This is a genomic window from Neotamlana laminarinivorans (assembly GCF_020523925.1).
GTDB classification, from domain to species: domain Bacteria; phylum Bacteroidota; class Bacteroidia; order Flavobacteriales; family Flavobacteriaceae; genus Neotamlana; species Neotamlana laminarinivorans.
In genome coordinates this window covers 653,537-675,371 of the sequence record NZ_JAJAPW010000001.1, presented here as the reverse complement: position 1 = coordinate 675,371, position 21,835 = coordinate 653,537, and the positions used below count along the sequence as shown (strand labels likewise).

Below are 21,835 nucleotides of genomic sequence, written 5' to 3'. Positions count from 1 at the left end.
GCCTTAAAAAGAATATATTTGTTTCTACTAAATAAAAAATTCAATACTAATAGATGAGTAAAACAGACGCTGTAACCAATAATTATATAAACAGAGAAATAAGTTGGTTACAATTTAATGCAAGAGTATTACAAGAAGCCTCAGATATAACTGTACCATTAATAGAAAGACTTCGTTTTGTTGGTATTTTTTCAAATAATTTAGATGAATTTTTTAAAGTGCGCTATGCCACCGTAAAGCGTATTGTAGAAGCAGGAAAAGGTGGTAAAAACGAACTTGGAGGAATTCGAGCAAAAGAACTTCTAGAAATTATTACTCAAATAGTAATTAAACAACAAGCCGAAAGTTCTAATATTTTAAGAATAATTCAAGAGCAGCTTGAAGATGAAAATATCTTTATAATAAAAGAGCATCAAATAACTCAAAATCAGCATGATTTTGTAAAAAAATATTTTCTCAGAAAAGTTAGCCCCGGTTTAGTAACAATTATTTTAAATGATAATGTTAATCTGCCAAACTTAAAAGACAGTGCGGCTTACTTAGCAGTTAAAATGATAATGAAAACTGGTGATAAACAGTATGCATTATTAGAAATACCTAAAAACATAGAAAGGTTTATACAATTACCAAAGCAAGAGGGTAAAGATTTTATTATAATGATAGACGACTTACTAAGATATTGTTTGTCAGATATTTTTAGCATATTCGATTATAAAAGTGTTTCGGCACATATGATAAAAATTACTCGTGATGGTGAATTAGATTTTGATAGCGATTTAAGTAAAAGTTTTATAGATAAAATTTCAGAAAGTGTAAAACATCGTGAAATAGGTGAGCCCGTTCGTTTTGTATACGATAAAACCATTGACGAGGATACTTTACAGAATTTAATGTCTAAAATGGGTATTGATAAAACCGATAGTATAATTCCAGGAGGGCGTTACCATAACCGTAGAGATTACATGGGGTTCCCAAGTTTAGGCAGAACAGATTTAATGTACGATAAAATTGAAGCTTTACCAATTAAAGGGTTAAGTCTTCAAGAAAGTTTATTTGCCGCCATAAACAAAAAAGACTATTTGTTGCATGCGCCTTATCAAACATTTTCTTATGTTGTTAAATTTTTACGCGAAGCAGCTTTAGACCCACGAGTAAAAACCATCAAAATTACTATTTATCGTTTAGCAGAAATTTCTCATGTGGCTAGTGCATTAATAAATGCAGCAATCAATGGAAAATCTGTAACAGTAGTAATTGAGCTTCGTGCAAGATTTGATGAGCAAGCAAATATTGCATACGCAGAACAAATGAAAAGTGAAGGTGTAAACCTAATTTTTGGTGTTGCAGGATTAAAAGTACACAGCAAAATATGTGTGGTTGAACGTGAAGAAAATAATAAAATAAAAAGATATGGTTTTATAAGTACAGGAAACTTCAACGAATCTACCGCTAAAATTTATACAGATTATACTTTATTTACTTCAAGTCAAAAAATTTTAAAAGACGTAATTAAAATATTTGAATTTTTTGTAACTAATTACAGAATACAAAGTTACAAACACCTAATTGTTTCTCCACATTTTACCAGAAAATCGCTTTTTAAGTTAATTGATGCAGAAATTGAACATGTTAAAAATGGGAATGAAGGTATTATTCGTTTAAAAATGAATAGCTTATCTAGCTACACAATGGTAGATAAATTATATGAAGCAAGTAATGCAGGTGTAAAAATTCAGTTAATAGTACGTGGTTTATGTTGTTTAATCCCAGGAGTTAAAGGAATGAGTGAAAATATTGAGGTAATAAGTGTTATAGATAAGTTTTTAGAACACTCCAGGGTATACATTTTTGGCAACAACGGTGATACTAAATTATATATTTCATCTGCAGATTGGATGACAAGAAATATTGAAAATAGAGTAGAAGTAAGCTGTCCTATTTACGATGAAGACATTAAACGAGAAATTATAGAAACTTTTAATATAAGCTGGAACGATAATGTTAAAGCAAGATTAATAAATCAAACGCAAGACAATACTTATCGAGAAAACAATAAAGAAAAAGTGCGTTCACAGTTTGCACTTTACGATTACTATTTAAAAAAATTAAACGAATAGCATGCTATCTATAAAAAAATATGCAGCTATCGATATTGGTTCGAATGCTGTAAGATTACTTATATCTAACATTATTGAACAAAAAGGGAAGCCAGTTCAATTTAAAAAAAATTCATTAGTTCGTGTGCCCATTCGCTTAGGTGCAGATGTGTTTATAAAAAATAAAATATCAAAAGAAAACACACAACGCATGCTAGATACTATGCTGGCGTTTAAAATGTTAATGAAAACACATAAGGTAGTAAAGTATAAAGCTTGCGCAACTTCTGCAATGCGAGAATCAGAAAATGGTAAAAAAATAGTCGATTTAATTTATGAACATTCTGGAATAAGTATTGATATTATTAATGGTGAAGAAGAAGCTGCAATTATTGCTGCAACAGATTTAAATAAATTTATAGACCAAACCAAAACCTATTTATACGTAGATGTTGGGGGAGGTAGTACCGAGTTTACAATTATAGATCAAGGTGAACAAAAGGCTTCAAGGTCGTTTAAAATTGGCACGGTAAGGCTTCTAAACGATATGGTACAAAACGAAACCTGGCAAGAATTGCAAATTTGGATTAGCCAGAACACTATTGGTTACGAAAAAATAGATGTAATTGGTTCTGGTGGAAACATAAACAAAATTTTTAAAATTTCAGGAAAAGCCATTGGTAAACCTTTGTCTTTTTTCTACATGACATCATATTACAATACTTTACAGCGTTACTCCTACGAAGAGCGTATAACAGAGCTTAATTTAAATCAAGATAGAGCAGATGTAATTATTCCAGCAATGCGCATTTATTTAACAGCAATGAAATGGAGTGGTGCCAAAAATATTTATGTTCCTAAAATTGGACTATCAGACGGAATAATAAAAAGCATCTATTACGATACTGTTTCAAGCAATACACAGTAAAATTTTGCATTTCACCTTTTATAATTGTTTTATTTTCTCATATTCATCTATATTAGATTTTTGAATTTATTCCCAATGCTATTGATTATGAATAAAATATTACTTTCTGCTTTACTACTTTCAATTACTTTTTTTAGCTACTCTCAAAATGTAGATTCTACTGCAATAAAAACTCCTAAGAAGAAAGTACCAATGTTTAAAGGTGTTAAATATGGTGTTCGTGGTGGATTAAATATTTCGAATTTAGATTTTAAGGAACATCCTGAAGTACCAAATAAGCATAGAAATAGCATTTATTTTGGCGCTTTCGCGGAAATTGCTTTATCTAATAAATTAGCTATTTCTCCAGAATTACAATTTTCGGCAGAAGGAGCAAACGAAGAAACTTTGCATTTAGATTATATACAAATGCCAATTTTAATGAATGTTAGCATTACCGAAAAAGTTAGTATTGGTTTAGGCCCGCAAGTAAGTTTAAAAGTTCATAAATATGAAGATGGTATAAAAAACTTTGCGTATTCTGGTGTTGGTGGTGTAACTTATAAAATTAATTATGCATTGTTTGCCGATGTTCGTTATACTTACGGAATTAGCAATATTTTTGATGATAAATTAAGTACAGAAGCAAGAAACACCAATATACAAATAGGTATTGGTTACAAGTTTTAACCGTGTATAGTTTCCTTTTTACTTAAGTTTTTCATTATTTGGGCTTCGTAGTCTAAAAGATCTTGCCATTTTTTATCAACTTCCTTTCGGTCTCCATATTGTCTAGCAAAACCTAAAAACATAGTGTAGTGGTTAGCTTCGCTTACCATTAGGTTTTTATAAAAAGTAGCTAATTCTTTATCATCTAACTCTTCCGATAATAAGCGAAAGCGTTCACAACTTCTAGCTTCTATTAAAGCAGCATAAAGTAAACGATGTACTAACTGTGTTGTTCTGCTGCCTCCTTTAGGGAAAAACTTAAGTAGCTCTATTACATAGTCGTCGCGACGATCTCTACCTAATACCCATCCACGTTTTATAATAATATCATGTACCATTTTAAAATGGCTAATTTCTTCTTTAACTAAAGCTGTCATTTCTTGAACTAGCTCTGTATATTCTGGAAAACTAACAATTAAAGAAATAGCTGTACTTGTCGCCTTTTGTTCGCAAAAAGCATGATCTGTAAGTATTTCTTCAATATTTTTTTCTACAATATTTACCCAACGAGGGTCTGTTGGTAATTTTAAGCCTAACATAATTATATAATATTTTGCGTTAGTTGTTTTTCTTTAATTTGTATAATTCCAAACTTATTAATTGAAATTACAAAGTCTCTATAATTTTCTGTTTCAGGAATATGAAATGCTGTGTTTAAGCAAATTGTGTTTTTGGTTGATGCTTCAAAATCTATCCAAACATACTGCATTATAGCTTTGTTAAAAAAATCATTATTTTCAAAATTACTAAAACTAGATTTGTTTACTAAAAATTGATGCGGTAAACTATTAATTTTTGAGACTGTAATTTGCGCTTCAAAGTTTTTATACACAGTTTTTTGCAGCGTGTCATTTTTGCTTAATTTGTCTATAATTAGTGGAGCATCTTCAATGGAATGGTAGTTAATTTTTATATTGAAGCCATTGTTTAAAATAGTGTCGGTTATAATTATAACAGGTTGTTTGGGTATGTAATTTATTGTTTCACTAAAGCTTTTAAATAACTTGTTTTCTTTTAAAATATCAGCATTGGTTTTGTAAGCTCTTTCTCTGCCATCACAATTAAATAATATTATTGATAACAGAATTAGTAAAAGAACAGGAGCACGGTATTTTAAATTTTTAAACATCTAAATCGAAGGTTTTTCTTAAAAGGGCTATGTTTGGATTTTTCTCTTTAAGCTTCTCGAATTTTTCTTGACCTGTGTATGCGTATTTTTTTTCTAATACTTCGTTAATTTTTATATTAAGGGAAATATCGTAATTGCTTAATTTTTTTCTAATGTATTGCAATAAATTATGTTGAGAACGTTCAACTTCAATTTTATTGGTTTCGTTAGGAAAAACAAGATTTATAGTTGTGCTATTTGTAACCTTAGGTGTGTCTATAGATAAAATAGAGGCTAAATTATGCTTACCTTTTTTCTTAATAATTTCGACGTATTCATTCCAGGCAATAATGAGTTCTTTTTCTGTAAAAGGTTCTTTTGGTAAATCATCCTCATTTACAACAACTTCTTTTTGTTTTTCTAGGTGAACTTTTTTTGCTCGAATACTACTTAGCGATAAAGCTGATGCACGTTTGGTTTGTGCATTTAAAATTATTTTTGGCGTTTTGTTTTCTTGTGGTTCAGGTTGTTTTGTTTTACTAGTAGTTTGAGTTGGTTGTGCTTTTGCTGAAGATTCTTCAGCCTTTTTTACGTCTACAGGTACAGGTTTTACACCTAGTTTTTTAAAGTAAGAAGCAGGGATTATGTAATGTCTGCTATTTTTTTTTTTCTCCATCGAAAGTGATAGAGGCTAATTGCATTAAACAGAGTTCAACGAGTAATCGCTGATTTTTACTGGATTTGTATTTGAGATCGCAGTCGTTTGCTAAATCGATACCTTTTAATAAAAAGGTTTGCGAGGCTTTTTTAGATTGCTCTAAATATTTGGTTTTTGTTTCGTCGCCAACTTCTAGCAACGGAATTGTTTCTGGAGCTTTACAAACTAATAAATCTCTAAAATGAGATGCTAAACCAGCAATATAATGGTGCCCATCGAAACCTTTTGATAGGGTTTTATTAAAATGCAGCAGTAAATCTGGTATTTTGTTTTCCAGAATTAGGTTGGTACTTTCGAAATAGGTTTCGTAGTCTAAAACATTTAAGTTCTCGGTTACGGCTTGTCTGGTTAGGTTTTTACCAGAAAAACTAACCACACGATCGAATATTGATAAGGCATCGCGCATGGCGCCATCTGCTTTTTGAGCAATAATATGCAGTGCATCGTCTTCGGCGGTTACACCTTGCTCTTCGGCAATATATTTAAGGTATTCTTTGGCATCGGTTACTGTAATTCGTTTAAAATCGAAGATTTGACAACGCGATAAAATAGTTGGTATTATTTTATGTTTTTCGGTAGTTGCTAGTATAAAAATACAGTGTTTTGGTGGCTCTTCTAAAGTTTTTAAAAAGGCATTAAAAGCGGCTTGAGATAACATGTGTACCTCGTCAATAATATACACTTTGTATTTACCTACTTGCGGTGGTATACGAACTTGATCGGTTAGGTTACGAATATCATCAACGGAGTTATTTGATGCGGCATCGAGCTCGAAAATATTAAAGGCAAAGTCTTCTTCTTCGTTTTCTTGTCCGTCGCTATTTATCATTTTTGCCAAAATACGTGCACAAGTGGTTTTACCAACTCCACGTGGCCCTGTAAATAATAGGGCTTGGGCTAAATGATTATTTTCGATGGCATTAAGCAAAGTATTGGTTATAGCCTGCTGGCCTACAACGTCTTTAAACGTTTGTGGGCGGTATTTACGTGCAGATACTATAAAGTGTTCCAAAGGTTTATTTTTGCTTTTTTGTGGATAACAAAGTTAAAAATTCATGTTTAGAATTTAGAATATTAAAAATAGATTTTAATAGGAGTTATTAACAATATTTTTTATCGTGCAAGCTGCATTAGGGATAGCAGTGGAAAGCCCACAGCGAGGTACGAGCGCGGACTTGCAACGTATAGCCCGACCCCTTGTGGGTAATGCCCAAATTATTATTTTGGTTTTAGTTGTTTTTTGGTTGTTTTGTGTTGTATTTTTGCGGCGAGTAGATTGCCTTATCGCTAAATGCCCAACTTGATTGGGTATTTAGAGGAAAGTCCGAACACCGTAGTGCAACATAGTGGTTAATGGCCATCAGTCGTGAGGCTAGGAAAAGTGCAACAGAAAGTATGTACAGGTAATGCTGTAGTGAAACCGGGTAAACTCTATGTGGTGCAATGTCATGTAAACCAACGTTTGAGGGCGGCACGCTCGATTGTTGGAGGGTAGGCAGCTAAAGTGTACTGGTAACAGTGCTCGCAGATAAATGATAGGGGTGTTTTTCTTGTGGATGAGATTCTGAAACAAGTTTAGAACATACAGAATTCGGCTTATAGATTTACTTAAAAAAATAAACCCTTCTTGTTATTGCAAGAAGGGTTTTCCATTTTATTCTGATTCTATTTCGAAGAAGCTAAAAACATTGCCACCGTAACTTTTTTGATAGCTAAAATGTGTTGCTTGTTCTAGACTTGTGTGTTTTGAATGCTCTACTATTAGCATACCATTTTCACTTAATAAATTATTAGCGAATACGAGTTCTGGTATTTTTAAGAATTGGTCGTCTGGAAAGTTATATGGCGGATCTGCAAAAATTATATCGTAGTTGCCAGTTGCTTTTTCTAGATATTTAAACACATCGCTTTTAATTGTGTTTATTGGCATTTCAAATTTTTCTGCTGTTTGATTTATAAACTTTATGCATCCAAAATCTTGATCTACACAGGTAATGTTTTCGGTACCTCGTGACGCGAATTCGTAACTTATATTACCAGTCCCGGCAAATAAATCGAGTACAGATATATCATCGAAATAGTAATTGTTGTTTATTATATTAAACAGAGATTCTTTCGCCATATCTGTGGTTGGACGAACTGGGAGATTTTTTGGTGCAATAATTTTGCGGCTTTTGTATTGTCCTGAAATAATTCGCATTAAAAACTGGATATTATACTGTAATTACTATGGTTGTTTTTGGGTTGTGCATCTAGGGCGTATTTATATTCGTCTTCGCGGTCTCCAAAAAATACAAGTCGTATGTATTTATAGGTTATAACATAAATATCGTCGTAAGCATCTATATTTCCTAAGAAAATCAAGTTAATGGTTTCTGGATTTAATTGAAGTTGCTCGATACAAAACAAAATGTAATAAATAAAATCTTCTTTTGTATTGTAAAAAAACGAATTATAGAGTAGCAGTTTTTTGTTTTGTACAATTACAATCTCAAAATGCTCTTTACTAACATGAACATAAGCTTTTGGTACATTAAAATTTATGTCGGTTTTTAAAATGGCATTAATTAAAACTGTTGAAATATGTTTGTAAGTAAACCTGCCAAATTTATCGTAAATAAAATTATTTATGTTAATGTATGGAACATAAACGGTAACACTATCGTTAATTTTAATATTATCAAAGGTTATAAAATCTGATTTTAAAATTTTAGTGTTAAATTTTAAATAATCGGCAAGCAGATCTTCGCTAAATAAAGGTTTTGGGACAAGTGTTGCTAATTCGTTGTCGTGTATTACATTTACCTCAGAAAACGAATTATTTAAAACGGCCTCTGTATCGAATTCGTTTTTAAGTGTATCTAAAAGCTCAAAATGATTTCTTTTTTTAGGAAAACAAATATCTTTTAAAAAAGTAATGGTGTTTGTCTCTCTATTTAAAATACAAAAAGAAAGTCCACTCAAACTTATTTGAATGGACAATTCTGAATTAGATAATTTTATTATTTTTTTATTCTGCAGCGCCATATGTTTTTGGCCAGTTTCCTCCAGTTTTAACTTCGTTCATAGATCCAACTTTTAGAGCATCTCCATTCACACCATCAACCGAAACTACTTGGTTTTCTTGTACTAATAAATCTTTATCTTGATCAAATAAAATAACATTTTTTGCAACCGATGCTTCAAAAACAGGAATGTTTATTTTGTTTTGCATAATAAATCCAGCGTCCATTTTAAACTTAGCGCCTTCTTCACCAACAGGTACATTCATCATAGTTTTATAGCGGTTAGAGTTTTTAAATAAAGAATCTTTTACAGGTACGTATCCTAAAGTATCAATTAATACAATTGATTTTTTCATATCTACTCCAAATTGCTTCGTTAGTACTTCGTCTACTACAGAAGTGTCACGACGTTCAGTAATAGTAAATTGGGCAGTATCAATAAATTTAATTAAACCGTCAAAATTATCAGCAAATTTTCCAGTAACTGTTTTATGTGCTAATTGAGAGTCTCTAATATCTATTAAACTTTCAATAACTTGTGCGTAACGCTTATTTTTTACTTTGTTAAATTTAATTGGTTCGTAAACAGACATATACGTTTTATAACCTAAAAAGGCTATTAAAATCCAAAGCAGTATGTTTAAAAATGGTTTAAATTTTGATGGGATAAATTTGTCAATTAACCAAACCAAGCCAATTGTACCTAAAATCACTGCAACTGCAATAAAAATGAATGTTAACATAATATGTTTTTAATTTGTAAATTATTAATTGGTGTTTAGCAAATCTACAATTTTTTTTTAATCGTAAAAGCTTATAGTAGTAAAAATCATTTATATCTTTGAATATTTTATAATCCTATATATTGATTAATGACCGCTCCAGAATTCTATAAGCTTATAAAACAACATTTTCCGTTTCAAACCACATTAAAACAAGATATTGTTTTACAGCAACTTTCAGAATTCATTTTTAACAAAAATAAAGATGATTTGTACCTGTTAAAGGGGTATGCAGGTACAGGAAAAACAACAATTATAGGTACAATTGTTACCAATTTATGGAAAGCAAAAAAAAGTGCTGTATTAATGGCACCTACAGGAAGAGCCGCAAAAGTTATTGCTAATTATTCCGGTAAGGAAGCATTTACCATTCATAAAAAAATATATTTTCCTAGAAAAGAACGTGGGGGTGGGGTTAAGTTTGTGTTGCAACCTAATAAACATAAAAACACCATATTCATTGTTGATGAAGCCTCCATGATACCTGATACACCAGGAGACTCCAAACTATTCGAAAACGGGTCGTTACTAGACGATTTAATGCAATACGTATATTCAGGGCATCAATGCAAACTTTTATTAATTGGAGATACTGCGCAGTTACCACCGGTAAAATTAGATGTAAGTCCGGCTTTAAATGAAAATACTTTAGGCTTAAATTATAATAAAGACGTTACTAAAATGGAATTAGATGAAGTAGTACGTCAAGAACAAGATTCTGGAATTTTAGTAAATGCTACGGTATTACGCGACCATTTAGCTAACGATTTTTTTGAAGATTTTAAATTTGATGTGAAGCCATTTAAAGATATTATTCGACTTGTTGATGGTTACGAAATTATGGATGCTATTAACGATTCGTATAGCAACCATGGTAAAGAAGATACCGCTATAATTGTTCGAAGTAATAAACGCGCTAATTTGTACAATCAACAGATTAGAAATCGAATTTTATTTAACGAAAATGAATTAACTGCCGGCGATTATTTAATGGTAGTAAAAAATAATTATTTCTGGATTAAACCAACTACCGAGGCTGGATTTATTGCAAATGGAGATATTATTGAAGTATTAGAAATTTATGCACTAAAGGAACTTTATAGTTTTCGCTTTGCCGAAGTTAAAATTCGCATGGTAGATTACCCCAAAATGAAACCTTTTGAAACTGTTTTGCTTTTAGATACTATTGATGCCGAAACTCCCTCTTTATCTTACGACGATTCCAACCGTTTATATCAAGAAGTAATGAAAGATTACGAAGAAGAAACGGCCAAATACAAAAAATTTTTAAAAGTTAAGGCTAATAAATATTTTAATGCCTTGCAAATTAAGTTCTCATATGCTATAACTTGTCATAAATCGCAAGGTGGGCAGTGGAATACCGTTTTTATAGAGCAACCATATTTACCAAATGGCCCAGATAAAGACTATATGCGTTGGTTGTACACAGCGGTAACGCGTGCTAAAGAAAAATTGTACCTTATAGGTTTTAAAAACGAATTTTTTGAAGAGGATTGAATTATGACAGCAGAAACCATAATTAGTGTTTGTTTAGGCGTAGGTTTATCGGCATCGGTTGGGTTTCGTGTGTTTTTACCATTATTTGCACTAAGTTTAGCAGCCTATTTCGATGTTTGGGTATTAAACGAATCTTGGCAATGGATAGCTAGTACACCGGCACTAGTAACACTTGGCGTTGCAACTTTAGTAGAAGTTTTTGCCTATTTTATTCCTTATGTAGATAATTTGCTAGATAGTATAGCCATTCCTTTAGCAGCCATAGCAGGAACAGCCGTAATGCTATCAACAGTTGCAGATTTAAGTCCGGTAGTCACTTGGGCATTAGCTATAATTGCTGGTGGAGGTACTGCTTCGCTAGTGGCAGGCTCTTCATCTACAACACGGCTAGCATCAACAGCTACAACAGCAGGAATAGCAAATCCTGTAGTAGCATTAATTGAAACTAGTACATCGGCAATTATGTCTGTAGTTTCTATTTTTATCCCTTTTTTAGCTATCCTGCTCGTAGTGGTAATTTTATTCCTTATTTATAAAATCTATAAAAAGTTTAAGAAGTCAGTTGCTAAAACCACTTAAAAATTAAGTATTTTTGATGTTCAATTTTTTTAATTTCAAATGAAAATTATTTCAATGATTCCTGCAAGGTACAGTGCATCGCGCTTTCCAGGGAAATTAATGCAAGACTTAGGCGGAAAAACAGTAATTCGTAGAACTTATGAAGCGACTGTTAAAACAAACTTATTCGATGATGTTTTTGTGGTAACCGATAGCGATATTATTTACAATGAGGTTGTGAATAATGGTGGAAAAGCTATAATGAGCATAAAAGAACACGAATGTGGCAGCGACAGAATTGCTGAAGCGGTAGAGCATTTAGATGTTGATGTAGTGGTTAATGTGCAAGGCGACGAACCTTTTACAGACGAAGAATCGCTTAAAAAACTTATTAATGTTTTTAAAAATGATTCTAAAAATGAAGTCGATTTAGCTTCATTAATGGTGCATATTACAAATGAAGATGAGATAAATAACCCAAACACGGTAAAGGTTGTTCTCGACCAAAGTGATTTTGCATTATACTTTTCAAGAAGCCCAATTCCGTATCCTCGTGATAAAAGTGTAGATGTAAAATATTTTAAACATAAAGGTGTTTATGCCTTTAGAAAACAGGCTTTGTTAGATTTTTACAACTTGCCAATGAAAACATTAGAAGCTTCAGAAAAACTAGAGCAACTTCGTTATTTAGAGTACGGCAAACGTATAAAAATGGTAGAAACCGACGTTGAAGGTATAGAAATTGATACACCCGAAGATTTAGTAAGAGCTAATAAACAATGGAAATAGACTATAAAAATATAAAAGTAATAGGTTTTGATGCCGACGATACGCTTTGGGTAAACGAAACGTATTTTCGAGATGCCGAAACCAAATTTGGACAGTTACTATCGGAATATGAAACACCAAACAAATTAGAACAAGAGCTTTTTAAAAAAGAAATTGAAAATCTAGAACTTTATGGTTACGGTGTTAAAGCATTTACTTTATCTATGGTTGAAGCCGCTTTGGAACTTTCAAATTATAATGTAAAACCAAAAACCATTGAAGCAGTTTTAAACATAGGTAAAACCATGTTAAATGAACCTGTAGAATTGCTAGATGGCGTAGAGGAAGTTTTAAAAACCTTATCGAAAAAATACAAACTAATTTTGGCTACAAAAGGCGATTTGTTAGATCAAGAGCGCAAGCTTGAAAAATCAGGCTTAACAAAGTATTTTCATCACATTGAGGTTTTAAGTGAAAAAAAAGAGGGAAATTATTCTAAACTTTTAAATCATTTGGATATTAAGCCTTCAGAGTTTTTAATGATTGGAAATTCTTTAAAATCAGACATTTTACCACTGGTAAATTTAAAGGCAAAAGCCATACATGTTCCATTTCATACAACTTGGGCACACGAACAAGTCACAGAAAATGAAACTAATGGTAAACAATATCAAACTATAAATTCGTTAACCGATTTATTAAATATATTAAACTAGTTTGAAGATTATTAATGTAAATACCTGGGAACGAAAACAAGTTTTTGAACACTTCTCAAGCTTTAACGATCCGTATTTTGGGTTAACAATACCTTTTAATGTTACAAAAGCCTATAGTTTTGCTAAAGCCAATAACATTAGTTTTTTTGTAAAGTATTATCACGATTGTTTAAAAGCTGTTAACGTAATTGATAACTTAAAATATAGAATAGTTAATGGGCAAGTTGTTAAATTTGATGTTATACATGGCTCAACAACAATTATGCGTGAAAATAAAACTTATGGATTTTCTTTTATTAAATTTGATGAAAATTTAAAAGGTTTTATTAAAAATTTTGAAGCCGAAAAACAACGTATAAATACATCGGATAGTTTATATCCACCAGTAAATTCGTTAGATTGTATACATTCATCTGCAATTCCTTGGGTTAGTTTTACAGGAGAAAGGCAACCTGTATCAGGTAAACCAGATTCAGTCCCAAAATTTGCTTTTAGTAAGGCCGAAAAAATTAATGGAGAATTGATTATGAATGTATCCATACATGCAAACCATGCTTTAGTTGATGGTTATCATGTAGGAGATTTTTCTGAGAAATTTCAACAATATTTAAATCAATAAAAAATAAATAATGGTATTTTTATCATTAGAAAATAAAAAAATTAATGACTTATAAGAACTTTCCAATGGTGCCAAGAGTTATGTTTGGCAGAGGTAGTTTTAATCAAATTAATGATGTTTTAGCCCCAAAACGCAAAAACATAAATGCCCCTTTTGTTTTTTTAATAGACGATGCTTTTAAAGGTAACCCTTGGTTAACGTCAAGAATTCAATTAGCCTACGACGATAAAATTATTTTTATCCCCACAAAAGTAGAACCTAAAACAGAACAAGTTGATGCTTTGGTTGAAGATATAATTGTTCAATCCAAAGAGCGGCCTTCAGGTGTTATAGGAATTGGTGGTGGCACAACTTTAGATATGGCTAAAGCTGTTGCTGTAATGCTTACAAATAGTGGTGAAGCTAAAGATTATCAAGGCTGGGATTTGGTTAAAAACCCAGCTATTTATCATATAGGTATTCCTACTATTTCTGGTACAGGAGCCGAAGTTTCTCGAACAACTGTTTTAACAGGTCCCGAAAAAAAGTTAGGTATAAATTCAGATTATACACCTTTCGATCAAGTTATATTAGATTCAGAATTAACAAAAGATGTGCCTAAAAACCAGTGGTTTTACACAGGAATGGATTGTTACATCCATTGCGTAGAGTCATTAACGGGCACTTATTTAAATGAATTTAGTAAAAGTTACGGCGAAAAGGCTTTTGAGTTATGTAAGCAAATATTTTTAGATGATACATTATCAAAAACTGATGCACAAGAAAAGCTTATGATGGCTTCGTGGCACGGTGGTATGAGTATAGCTTATTCTCAAGTAGGTGTTGCACATGCATTAAGTTACGGGCTTGCATTTTTATTAGGTGTAAAGCATGGTATAGGCAATTGTATAGTTTTTAATCATTTAGAAGAGTTTTACCCAGAAGGTGTTGCTTTATTTAAAAAAATGAAAGAAAAACATGAAATTGAATTACCTGAAGGCATTTGTGCCAATTTATCTGAAGACGAATTTAATACCATGATAAAAGTTGCTCTTGGTTTAGAGCCTCTATGGGAAAATGCACTTGGTAAAAACTGGAAAACAATAGCTACTCCAGAAAAGCTGCGTTCACTTTACGAAAAAATGTAGCATGCAAAAACTGGCAAAATTTATATATTTTAAGCTATTAGGTTGGCAAATAGCTGGCAATACTAATATGTCTAAAAACAAAGTTAAAAAAGCTGTTATTATTGCTGTACCGCATACAAGTTGGCACGATTTTTATATTGGTGTCTTACTTAGAAACATAATAGGAATAAAAATAAATTTTGTTGGAAAAAAGGAACTTTTTATTTTTCCTTTTGGACTTTTTTTTAGAGCAATGGGAGGCACTCCTGTTAATAGAGCTAATAATGAAAATAAAGTTGAAGCTATGGCTAAACTCTTTAAAAATAGAGAAGAATTTAGAATTACTTTAGCTCCCGAAGGCACAAGAAAAAAAGTAGAGAAGTGGCGTTCGGGTTTTTATTACATAGCAAAAATGGCTAACGTACCCATAATTATGGTTACTTTCGATTTTAAAAATAAACAAAACAAGATATCAGAACCTTTTTATCCAACAGAAAATAAGGAAGCCGATTTTATTTTTATGGAAAACTTTTTTAAAGATGTAAAAGGTAAAGTAGATAAATATTCTTATTAACTTAATAATAAATAATTTGGCATTACTTTTTCTATTTACTTAATACGTTCGTGAAACATAAAGTAAACAAGCATCTGTCACTAAGAAAAAAACATGAATAAAACACAAAAGCTACTTTTAAAAGTAGCTTTTGTGTTTTAAATAAATATAGCAAAACTACTTTATCTCTTTAATGGCATTATCAATTAAAGTTCTTAAGTGTTGTTTATGAGCTTTGGTAGAAATATTTCCGTTGGCAGATGCCATGTTTCTAATGGTTTTTAAGTTATACAAAGCCATTGATTTTGCATTATTTGTATAGCTTCCGTTTTGCTTACCAGTTAAAATATTAATTAGCATATTGGTATATTCTAATTGTAAGTTTTGCCTAAAAGAATTAACACTTCCGTATATATCAGCTTTAAAAATAGCATTATTTAAATCTGTCATAAATTTAGATAAAACGTATTGATTTCCATAAAGTTCTGAGTCTGTAATACGTTGTAAGGTATTATAATGTAATAAATGGTTTAAAACATTTTTTTGGTAGCTTAATACTTGTTCGTGTATTTTTGGATCTTCAGGACCTCTAAAAAAGTTATAACCACGGCGTTGAAGTGCTAGGTAATTATATAAATCATTAGGTGCCTCAAAAGCATTAGGCGCAAAAACATATTTGCTTAAAGCAGCCATAGCTCTTTTTTGGTCTTCTAAACTAACAGGCGTATAAGGTTGTTTTGCATTTTCTTGTCCTGCCATAGCACGTTCTACATAAACACCACCAATTTGTCTTGAAATAACATTGGCAGCTCCAGCCTTTTGGCCGCTTAATAAATAATAAACACGTCTTAATTCTTGATAAGATTCACCATCTTTTATAAAACGCTGTTTTGTCGTTTTCATTAAGTCGTTAGATAGCTCAATTCTATCAATGGAATAGGTAATAGGATCGTTTGATTGATCGTTAGTCATTACCCTAGGGTCAATTGCTTTTCCTGGTGATCGCATATCATCAGCATCGTTTCCAAAAATAAGTTCTGGTTTGGTAGATTGATTTAATAAGGTTTGTTTTTCAGTTTCATTTTGAAATGGTGTGTAACCAAATTGAATGGCCCAAACATCGTAAGGACCTACAGCCGTATCGTCGTATTGCCCTTGCTTACTTCTGTCTCTAGTTATGTTAAGTGTAGCATAATCCATAACGGAACCAGTTAAACATTTACCTTCAATAAATTCTGGCGTAGATAATTGTTCAGGAGTGTATAAATAACTCGCTTTCATGTTGTGGTTAAGTCCTAAGGTATGCCCAACTTCGTGCATAATTAAGGCTGTCATCGATTCTTTTTTAATGCGCTCCATCTCTAAATCGGAAGCTCCCGTTGCAGAAGCTACTGCATTTGCAAACATAACATCTTGGTGCATTAAGTGCCCTAATGAGCAATACTTATAATCGTTTTCATTGGCATGTTCATGCTCAAAAGATTCATTTTCTGCTGCTAAATTGTATAGTTTATCGTAAAACACACGGTTTGTAAAGTGAACAAATTCTAACATAATATCGGCTCCTAAAATTTGACCTGTTTTTGGGTTTACAAAACTTGGACCGTAACCACCAAAAGGAGGACGAGGAGATGAAGTCCAACGTAAAACATTATAGCGAATATCGCCAGCATCCCAATCGGCATCATCCGGTTGAATTTTAACTACCATAGCATTTTTAAATCCTGCTTTTTCAAATGCAGTATTCCATTGTAAAACGCCTTGTTTAATAGTTTCTCTCCATTCTAAAGGTGTAGAGTTTTCAATCCACCAAGTTATTGGTTCAACTGGTTCAGAAATAGCCAATTCCGGATTCTTTTTTACAAGTTGCCAACGATGAACTAAATCGCGGTAAGGTGTTGATGATGTTGATGTTTGATCTTCAACTTGTGTAGTAAAATACCCAATTCGAGGGTCGTCTAATAAAATTTCATAATCGTTTTCAGGCATTTCAATTAAACTATGAAATACTTTAATACTTACATTTCGTCCATCTGAAACGGCATTCGATCCGCTATTTAATACTGAAGGAGATGAGTATACATATTCAACTTCTAAATTAGTGTTTTCAGGATAATTTTTTATGCTTCTTATTTTAGATTTACCTTTATCTAAATTTCCTAGTTTAAATGAAGTAGGTGGAGTTCCTGGACGATTTGAAGGTTTTATTTGTGCGAATGTTTCTTTTAAAAACAAATCATCTGCTTTAATTAAGTATAAACTGTCTTTTTTATCGTAAGCTTCAATTTTTAAGCTAGCCATATTACCTTGGCTAGTATTTGCATCTTTAGATTTGGCTAAAGGGCTTTCTGGATCGAAATAAAATGAGGTGTTTTGAGTTACAAACTCAATTTTATTGAAATATTTTTCGACTTTAAAAACTTTCGACCCTCTGTAAGATCCTCTGTTAGCTCTTGCTCCATCTAAAACTCCATCAGCGATTTGACTGAAATAAATATATTCTTTACCTATCTGCTTTTCAGAAACTAACATTTGTAAAGCTCCAGTTATAGTATCTTGATAGATGGGAAACAACCCGTCTATTTTTTTGCTAGATTTAACAAGGTCTTTAATTGATTTTTGCTTGTCTTTTTTGGGGGCTACGGTTTCAGTTTTACCTTTTTTCTTTTTATTCTTTTTTTGCGCCTCTGTGTTTGTAGATATTAAAAGTGCACAACTAAGAAATACAGTTGAAACTAGTTTAAAAGTAGTTTTTTTCATTATTTAAAATACATTTTTTTAATTAAATCTTTAAATTGATTAAAAATTATATAGTAAAAATAATGAAATGCTATTAATTTATTATTAATAATGAATAAAAAACTTAAATTAGAATAGAGTTTTAAATGTTATTAAGAATTTTGTCCATAACCCAACTTGTGTGTAAAGCTGTTTTTCCTGTTGATGGATGGATATTTGTGTTGTTAATAAGGTCGTCTCTCATTAATTCAACATGATGTATTTGAATATGCTTTGGTTGTTCTATAAACAACGATTCGTTACGGTTTTTTGATTTTAAAAGAATAGGGTTATCATGAAAAACTGAAAATTCAATAGTGCCTTCGCTACCAAAAATTACAACCTGATCGGTATGCTTATTAGAACCAAAATTCCATGTACCGGAACCAGTTATATTGTTTTTGTGCAGCCAAGAGGCGGTAACAGCATCTTTGGCTGAATATAAATTTTGTTGATTTACACTAAAACCAGAAGCGTTTTTTATATCACCCAATAAATAGGTGAATAAATCTATTCCATGACTTGCTAGGTCATCAAAATATCCGCCAGGAGCAATTTTTTTATCGGTTCGCCAATTGTATTTTTCAGATAAATCGGTTTCGCTGGCAGGTTTACTTAAATGTGAAGTTATATGCCTAACCTTACCAATTAATTTTTGGTCTAGCCATTCTTTTATTTTTAAAAATCTGGGTAAAGACCGTCTGTAGTAAGCTACAAAAAGCGGTAAGTTTTTAGTATTAAAAGCTTCTAATATAGCTAAAGCTTCTTGATAGGTTGGTGTTATTGGTTTTTCTATACAACACGGTTTTCCTGCTTCTGCAACTTTTAGCGCATATAATTTATGTGTATCTGGAGGCGTTGCAATGTAAACTGCATGTATATCAGGGTCGTTAATTAAATCGAAGGCATTGGTGTATGTTTTTTTAATGTTGTGTCTGGTTGCGTAGTCTTCAAGTTTTGCTTTATCACGTCGCATTACGGCTTTTAAGTTAAAACCTTCAACTTTAGAATAGGCTGGACCGCTTTTTACTTCGGTTACATTGCCACAACCAATTATACCCCAATTAATTATTTTTTTTGCCATAAAAATTATGGTTATTTATACAACTTTTAATACATTAAATCTATTTTATTTCTAACAGTATCTAGCAATTTAATTAAGTTTCTGCTAAAGTCAAAAGACATTATGTTACTTTCTTTTTTGTCTTGTTTTAAAAGTGTATTAAAATGAATAGCTTCGAAGTTATAGCCAATAGTTTTATAACCAAAGTCTTTTGTTTCTTCAATACCATTTTTTATAATAGTTACTGTTGATGGTTGATGAAACATGGTGTTTATTTTAATTGTAGCATCTGTAAAAGTAAAAATAGCTTCGGTAGGCAGTTTTTCTATTAAAGAACTTTTTAAGTGAGCTTCCACATTGTTATTATATTTAAAAACCATAGAACATGATGAATCTACACCATTATCAAAAAAAGTAGCTTTTGCATCAATTTGTTTTGGTTTTCCTAAAGTAGATAAAGCAGCAAAAATAGGGTATATGCCAATATCTAAAAGGCTTCCACCGCCAAGGTGTTTTCCAAATAACCTTTTATTTTCATCAAATGGGCGTGTAAATCCAAAATCGGCTTCAAGCTTTAAAAGCGCTCCATAAGTTTTATTTTTAATTTCATTTAAAACAAATTGATAATGTGGTAAAAAATAAGTCCATAAAGCTTCCATTAACAAGGTGTTATTTGCTTTTGCAGAAGTTATCATGTCTTCAACTTCGTTTGCATTCATAGCAAAAGGCTTTTCACATAAAACAGCAATGCCTTTTTTTAAACACATTATTGAATTTTCTTTATGAAAAACATGAGGAGTAGCAATATAAACAGCATCAATATTGGTGTCGTTTGCTAAATCTTGATAATTTGCATAGGCTTTTTTTGCACCGTATTCTGTAGCAAATGCTTCAGCTTTATTTTGACTTCTTGATGCTACGGCATATAGTTCGGCATCGTTAATAGTTAATAAATCTTTAGCGAATTTATTAGCAATATTTCCTAAGCCAATTATTCCCCATTTAATTTTGTTGCTCATTTTTATTTAAAACTTGAATTATAATAGCTAAAATCATGACTAACACACAGCCAAAAAGGTTAAGCCATAAATATGGCATCCAGTTAAACCACCAACCAATAATTACAATAATTTGTGTAATTATAGCTGCTGTAAAAACAGCATTGGCTTTTATAAATTTAAAAAAGAATGCTAACAAAAATATGCCTAAAACATTACCATAAAAAATAGAACCAATAATGTTTACAAGTTGAATTAAATTTTCGGCAAGATTTGCAAAACAAGCAATTATTATAGCCACAATACCCCAACCTAATGTGAAAAATTTGGTCATTTTTACCATATGGTTTTCATCTTTCTCGCCTTTATAATTTCTACCATATAAATCGATAGCCGTAATAGTTGCCAAAGCATTAACCTCTGAGGCTGTAGAAGACATAGCTGCACTTAAAATAACTGCTAAAAGTAACCCAATTAAACCTTTAGGTAAATAGCTTAATATAAAGGTTATAAACATATAGTCTCTGTCGTTGGTTTGGGTGTCTTTAGCTGCGTCTTTATAAAAAGTAGCGAGCTCTTCTTGTTTGTTTTTGTAAGCTTGGGTGTTAGTTGTTATATTTTTTAGCTCGTTATTTAGTTTTAGGTACGTGTTGGCGTAACTAGTATCGATTGCTTTTTTTATTAGAAATTTTGAATGTAATCGATGAATTTTTTCAATACTATCTAACTTTTGCAGTTTATATTTAGTTTCAGTGGTATTATTTTTTGCCAGTTGAATACTTAAAGTTTTTTTCTGTTGGAACAACTCATTTTGTTTTTGTTGAAGCGATTTGTACTCTTCAGCATATTCTGAAGCTAAAACTTTTTGTGTAGAAGCATCAATAAAATTTAATGGAGCTGGATTAAATTGATAGAAAACAAACACCATAACACCTACTAAAAGAATAAAAAACTGCATAGGCACTTTTAGTAATCCGTTAAATATTAGGCCCATTTGCATTTCCTTTTTGTTTTTTCCAGAAAGATAACGTTGCACCTGGCTTTGATCTGTACCAAAATAAGAAAGCATTAAAAAAGTACCACCAATTAGTCCTGTCCAAACTGTATAGCGGTTTTCTAAATCGAACGAAAAATCTAATATTTCCATACGATTACTAGCACCAGCAATATTTAACGCATCGGTAAATGTTACATCTTTTGGTATTAGGCTTAAAATTATAAATAAGGCAGCCAGCATTCCGGCAAAAATGACAAACATTTGTTGTTTTTGTGTAACGGTAACAGCTTTAGTACCGCCGGAAACCGTGTAAATAATTACTAATACACCAATAATAATATTTAAGGTAACAATGTTCCAGCCTAATACAATAGATAAAATTATGGCAGGGGCAAAAATGGTTATACCTGCAGCTAAACCACGCTGTATTAAAAACAATGTTGCTGTTAGCGTTCTGGTTTTTAAATCGAATCGATTTTCTAAAAACTCGTAAGCTGTGTAAACTTTTAAACGATGATATAACGGAATAAAAACTAAACAAATAATTACCATGGCAATAGGTAAACCAAAGTAAAATTGCACAAAGCCCATACCGTCTGAAAATGCTTGACCTGTAGTAGATAAAAACGTTATGGCACTAGCTTGTGTAGCCATAACTGATAACCCAATAGTCCACCATTGTGTGCTATTACCGCCTTTAACATAATCTTGTACACTTTTACTACCTCGTGTTTTCCAGGTGCCGTAACCTACAATTGTTAATAATGTAACAATTAAAACAACCCAATCAATCCAATTTAAAGTATGCATAGTTAA

The 21,835-nt window shown here is 31.6% G+C and carries 19 protein-coding genes, 1 other RNA gene and 1 pseudogene; 11 read left to right on the top strand and 10 right to left on the bottom strand.

Annotated features, from left to right (window positions below; translation table 11 throughout):
* The first annotated feature begins 53 nt into the window (after nucleotides 1–53).
* The 3 genes from ppk1 to LG649_RS03100 all read left to right on the top strand — a co-directional run bounded on the left by ppk1 (nucleotide 54) and on the right by LG649_RS03100 (nucleotide 3,693).
* Nucleotides 54–2,117 carry a polyphosphate kinase 1 gene (gene ppk1 / locus LG649_RS03110; protein WP_226540803.1) on the top strand — a complete coding sequence of 688 codons (2,064 nt, stop codon included), beginning with the start codon at nucleotides 54–56 and terminating at the stop codon, nucleotides 2,115–2,117.
* A gap of 1 nt (nucleotide 2,118) precedes the next feature.
* Nucleotides 2,119–3,024: a Ppx/GppA phosphatase family protein gene (locus LG649_RS03105; RefSeq protein ID WP_226540791.1), complete on the top strand. Its 906-nt coding sequence runs from the start codon at nucleotides 2,119–2,121 to the stop codon at nucleotides 3,022–3,024.
* A gap of 87 nt (nucleotides 3,025–3,111) precedes the next feature.
* The gene (locus LG649_RS03100) at nucleotides 3,112–3,693 is read left to right on the top strand and encodes a porin family protein (protein WP_226540789.1); all 582 of its coding nucleotides are present in this window, start codon (nucleotides 3,112–3,114) and stop codon (nucleotides 3,691–3,693) included.
* Here LG649_RS03100 and miaE read toward each other — a convergent pair.
* From miaE to dnaX, 3 genes and pseudogenes are all read right to left on the bottom strand, one after another.
* Nucleotides 3,690–4,271, bottom strand: coding sequence for a tRNA-(ms[2]io[6]A)-hydroxylase (gene miaE / locus LG649_RS03095; protein WP_226540787.1), 582 nt, complete (start codon nucleotides 4,269–4,271; stop codon nucleotides 3,690–3,692). The genes LG649_RS03100 and miaE overlap by 4 nt on opposite strands.
* Before the next feature lie 2 nt (nucleotides 4,272–4,273).
* Complete coding sequence (locus LG649_RS03090; protein ID WP_226540785.1) at nucleotides 4,274–4,861, bottom strand: hypothetical protein; 588 nt, start codon at nucleotides 4,859–4,861, stop codon at nucleotides 4,274–4,276.
* Nucleotides 4,854–6,570, bottom strand: a pseudogene (gene dnaX, locus LG649_RS03085) (DNA polymerase III subunit gamma/tau). The gene LG649_RS03090 and the pseudogene dnaX overlap by 8 nt, the downstream one beginning before the upstream one ends.
* Before the next feature lie 256 nt (nucleotides 6,571–6,826).
* On the opposite strand from dnaX, the gene rnpB reads away from it, so the two are divergent.
* An RNA gene (gene rnpB, locus LG649_RS03080) (RNase P RNA component class A) lies at nucleotides 6,827–7,173 on the top strand.
* Nucleotides 7,174–7,212: 39 nt separating this feature from the next.
* On the opposite strand, the gene rsmD is transcribed toward rnpB, so the two are convergent.
* The 3 genes from rsmD to LG649_RS03065 are packed head-to-tail and all read right to left on the bottom strand — an operon-like array spanning nucleotide 7,213 to nucleotide 9,306.
* Nucleotides 7,213–7,758: a 16S rRNA (guanine(966)-N(2))-methyltransferase RsmD gene (gene rsmD, locus LG649_RS03075; RefSeq protein WP_226540784.1), complete on the bottom strand. Its 546-nt coding sequence runs from the start codon at nucleotides 7,756–7,758 to the stop codon at nucleotides 7,213–7,215.
* The gene (locus LG649_RS03070) at nucleotides 7,758–8,585 is read right to left on the bottom strand and encodes a DUF3822 family protein (protein WP_226540782.1); all 828 of its coding nucleotides are present in this window, start codon (nucleotides 8,583–8,585) and stop codon (nucleotides 7,758–7,760) included. The genes rsmD and LG649_RS03070 overlap by 1 nt, the downstream gene beginning before the upstream one ends.
* Nucleotides 8,569–9,306, bottom strand: a complete 738-nt coding sequence (locus tag LG649_RS03065) for a hypothetical protein (RefSeq protein ID WP_226540780.1) — start codon at nucleotides 9,304–9,306, stop codon at nucleotides 8,569–8,571. Before LG649_RS03065 ends, LG649_RS03070 begins: the two co-directional genes overlap by 17 nt.
* Nucleotides 9,307–9,435: 129 nt before the next feature.
* Between LG649_RS03065 and LG649_RS03060 the strand changes: the two genes are divergently transcribed.
* The 7 genes from LG649_RS03060 to LG649_RS03030 are packed head-to-tail and all read left to right on the top strand — an operon-like array spanning nucleotide 9,436 to nucleotide 15,204.
* The gene (locus tag LG649_RS03060) at nucleotides 9,436–10,863 is read left to right on the top strand and encodes an ATP-dependent DNA helicase (RefSeq protein ID WP_226540778.1); all 1,428 of its coding nucleotides are present in this window, start codon (nucleotides 9,436–9,438) and stop codon (nucleotides 10,861–10,863) included.
* A gap of 3 nt (nucleotides 10,864–10,866) precedes the next feature.
* Nucleotides 10,867–11,442: a DUF4126 domain-containing protein gene (locus LG649_RS03055; RefSeq protein ID WP_226540776.1), complete on the top strand. Its 576-nt coding sequence runs from the start codon at nucleotides 10,867–10,869 to the stop codon at nucleotides 11,440–11,442.
* 39 nt (nucleotides 11,443–11,481) lie between these two features.
* Nucleotides 11,482–12,210 (top strand): 3-deoxy-manno-octulosonate cytidylyltransferase, encoded by a 729-nt coding sequence (kdsB, locus tag LG649_RS03050; protein WP_226540774.1) that lies wholly within the window; start codon nucleotides 11,482–11,484, stop codon nucleotides 12,208–12,210.
* A complete protein-coding gene (locus LG649_RS03045; RefSeq protein WP_226540772.1) occupies nucleotides 12,201–12,905 on the top strand; it encodes an HAD family hydrolase in 705 nt (234 codons plus the stop codon). Before kdsB ends, LG649_RS03045 begins: the two co-directional genes overlap by 10 nt.
* A 1-nt stretch (nucleotide 12,906) precedes the next feature.
* The gene (locus LG649_RS03040; RefSeq protein ID WP_226540770.1) at nucleotides 12,907–13,524 is read left to right on the top strand and encodes a CatA-like O-acetyltransferase; all 618 of its coding nucleotides are present in this window, start codon (nucleotides 12,907–12,909) and stop codon (nucleotides 13,522–13,524) included.
* Nucleotides 13,525–13,568: 44 nt separating this feature from the next.
* Nucleotides 13,569–14,651: an iron-containing alcohol dehydrogenase family protein gene (locus tag LG649_RS03035; protein WP_226540763.1), complete on the top strand. Its 1,083-nt coding sequence runs from the start codon at nucleotides 13,569–13,571 to the stop codon at nucleotides 14,649–14,651.
* Between the two features lies 1 nt (nucleotide 14,652).
* Nucleotides 14,653–15,204, top strand: a complete 552-nt coding sequence (locus tag LG649_RS03030) for a 1-acyl-sn-glycerol-3-phosphate acyltransferase (RefSeq protein ID WP_226540761.1) — start codon at nucleotides 14,653–14,655, stop codon at nucleotides 15,202–15,204.
* Nucleotides 15,205–15,360: 156 nt separating this feature from the next.
* Here LG649_RS03030 and LG649_RS03025 read toward each other — a convergent pair whose 3' ends face one another.
* From LG649_RS03025 to LG649_RS03010, 4 genes are all read right to left on the bottom strand, one after another.
* Nucleotides 15,361–17,943 (bottom strand): zinc-dependent metalloprotease, encoded by a 2,583-nt coding sequence (locus LG649_RS03025; RefSeq protein WP_226540759.1) that lies wholly within the window; start codon nucleotides 17,941–17,943, stop codon nucleotides 15,361–15,363.
* Nucleotides 17,944–18,064: 121 nt separating this feature from the next.
* Nucleotides 18,065–19,045, bottom strand: coding sequence for a Gfo/Idh/MocA family protein (locus LG649_RS03020; protein WP_226540757.1), 981 nt, complete (start codon nucleotides 19,043–19,045; stop codon nucleotides 18,065–18,067).
* A gap of 26 nt (nucleotides 19,046–19,071) precedes the next feature.
* Nucleotides 19,072–20,043: a Gfo/Idh/MocA family protein gene (locus tag LG649_RS03015; protein ID WP_226540754.1), complete on the bottom strand. Its 972-nt coding sequence runs from the start codon at nucleotides 20,041–20,043 to the stop codon at nucleotides 19,072–19,074.
* Nucleotides 20,027–21,829: a sodium:solute symporter family transporter gene (locus LG649_RS03010; RefSeq protein ID WP_226540752.1), complete on the bottom strand. Its 1,803-nt coding sequence runs from the start codon at nucleotides 21,827–21,829 to the stop codon at nucleotides 20,027–20,029. Before LG649_RS03010 ends, LG649_RS03015 begins: the two co-directional genes overlap by 17 nt.
* Nucleotides 21,830–21,835: the final 6 nt, after the last annotated feature.

Excerpts from the sequence above, each read along its gene's own strand:
- LG649_RS03090 (WP_226540785.1), bottom strand. The coding sequence starts at position 4,861 with ATGTTTAAAAATTTAAAATACCGTGCTCCTGTTCTTTTACTAATTCTG.
- kdsB (WP_226540774.1), top strand. The coding sequence starts at position 11,482 with ATGAAAATTATTTCAATGATTCCTGCAAGGTACAGTGCATCGCGCTTT.
- rsmD (WP_226540784.1), bottom strand. The coding sequence starts at position 7,758 with ATGCGAATTATTTCAGGACAATACAAAAGCCGCAAAATTATTGCACCA.
- LG649_RS03030 (WP_226540761.1), top strand. The coding sequence starts at position 14,653 with ATGCAAAAACTGGCAAAATTTATATATTTTAAGCTATTAGGTTGGCAA.
- LG649_RS03020 (WP_226540757.1), bottom strand. The coding sequence starts at position 19,045 with ATGGCAAAAAAAATAATTAATTGGGGTATAATTGGTTGTGGCAATGTA.
- LG649_RS03070 (WP_226540782.1), bottom strand. The coding sequence starts at position 8,585 with ATGGCGCTGCAGAATAAAAAAATAATAAAATTATCTAATTCAGAATTG.
- LG649_RS03060 (WP_226540778.1), top strand. The coding sequence starts at position 9,436 with ATGACCGCTCCAGAATTCTATAAGCTTATAAAACAACATTTTCCGTTT.
- LG649_RS03055 (WP_226540776.1), top strand. The coding sequence starts at position 10,867 with ATGACAGCAGAAACCATAATTAGTGTTTGTTTAGGCGTAGGTTTATCG.
- LG649_RS03035 (WP_226540763.1), top strand. The coding sequence starts at position 13,569 with ATGACTTATAAGAACTTTCCAATGGTGCCAAGAGTTATGTTTGGCAGA.
- LG649_RS03065 (WP_226540780.1), bottom strand. The coding sequence starts at position 9,306 with ATGTTAACATTCATTTTTATTGCAGTTGCAGTGATTTTAGGTACAATT.
- LG649_RS03025 (WP_226540759.1), bottom strand. The coding sequence starts at position 17,943 with ATGAAAAAAACTACTTTTAAACTAGTTTCAACTGTATTTCTTAGTTGT.
- LG649_RS03015 (WP_226540754.1), bottom strand. The coding sequence starts at position 20,043 with ATGAGCAACAAAATTAAATGGGGAATAATTGGCTTAGGAAATATTGCT.
- LG649_RS03045 (WP_226540772.1), top strand. The coding sequence starts at position 12,201 with ATGGAAATAGACTATAAAAATATAAAAGTAATAGGTTTTGATGCCGAC.
- LG649_RS03010 (WP_226540752.1), bottom strand. The coding sequence starts at position 21,829 with ATGCATACTTTAAATTGGATTGATTGGGTTGTTTTAATTGTTACATTA.
- miaE (WP_226540787.1), bottom strand. The coding sequence starts at position 4,271 with ATGTTAGGCTTAAAATTACCAACAGACCCTCGTTGGGTAAATATTGTA.
- LG649_RS03100 (WP_226540789.1), top strand. The coding sequence starts at position 3,112 with ATGAATAAAATATTACTTTCTGCTTTACTACTTTCAATTACTTTTTTT.
- LG649_RS03105 (WP_226540791.1), top strand. The coding sequence starts at position 2,119 with ATGCTATCTATAAAAAAATATGCAGCTATCGATATTGGTTCGAATGCT.
- ppk1 (WP_226540803.1), top strand. The coding sequence starts at position 54 with ATGAGTAAAACAGACGCTGTAACCAATAATTATATAAACAGAGAAATA.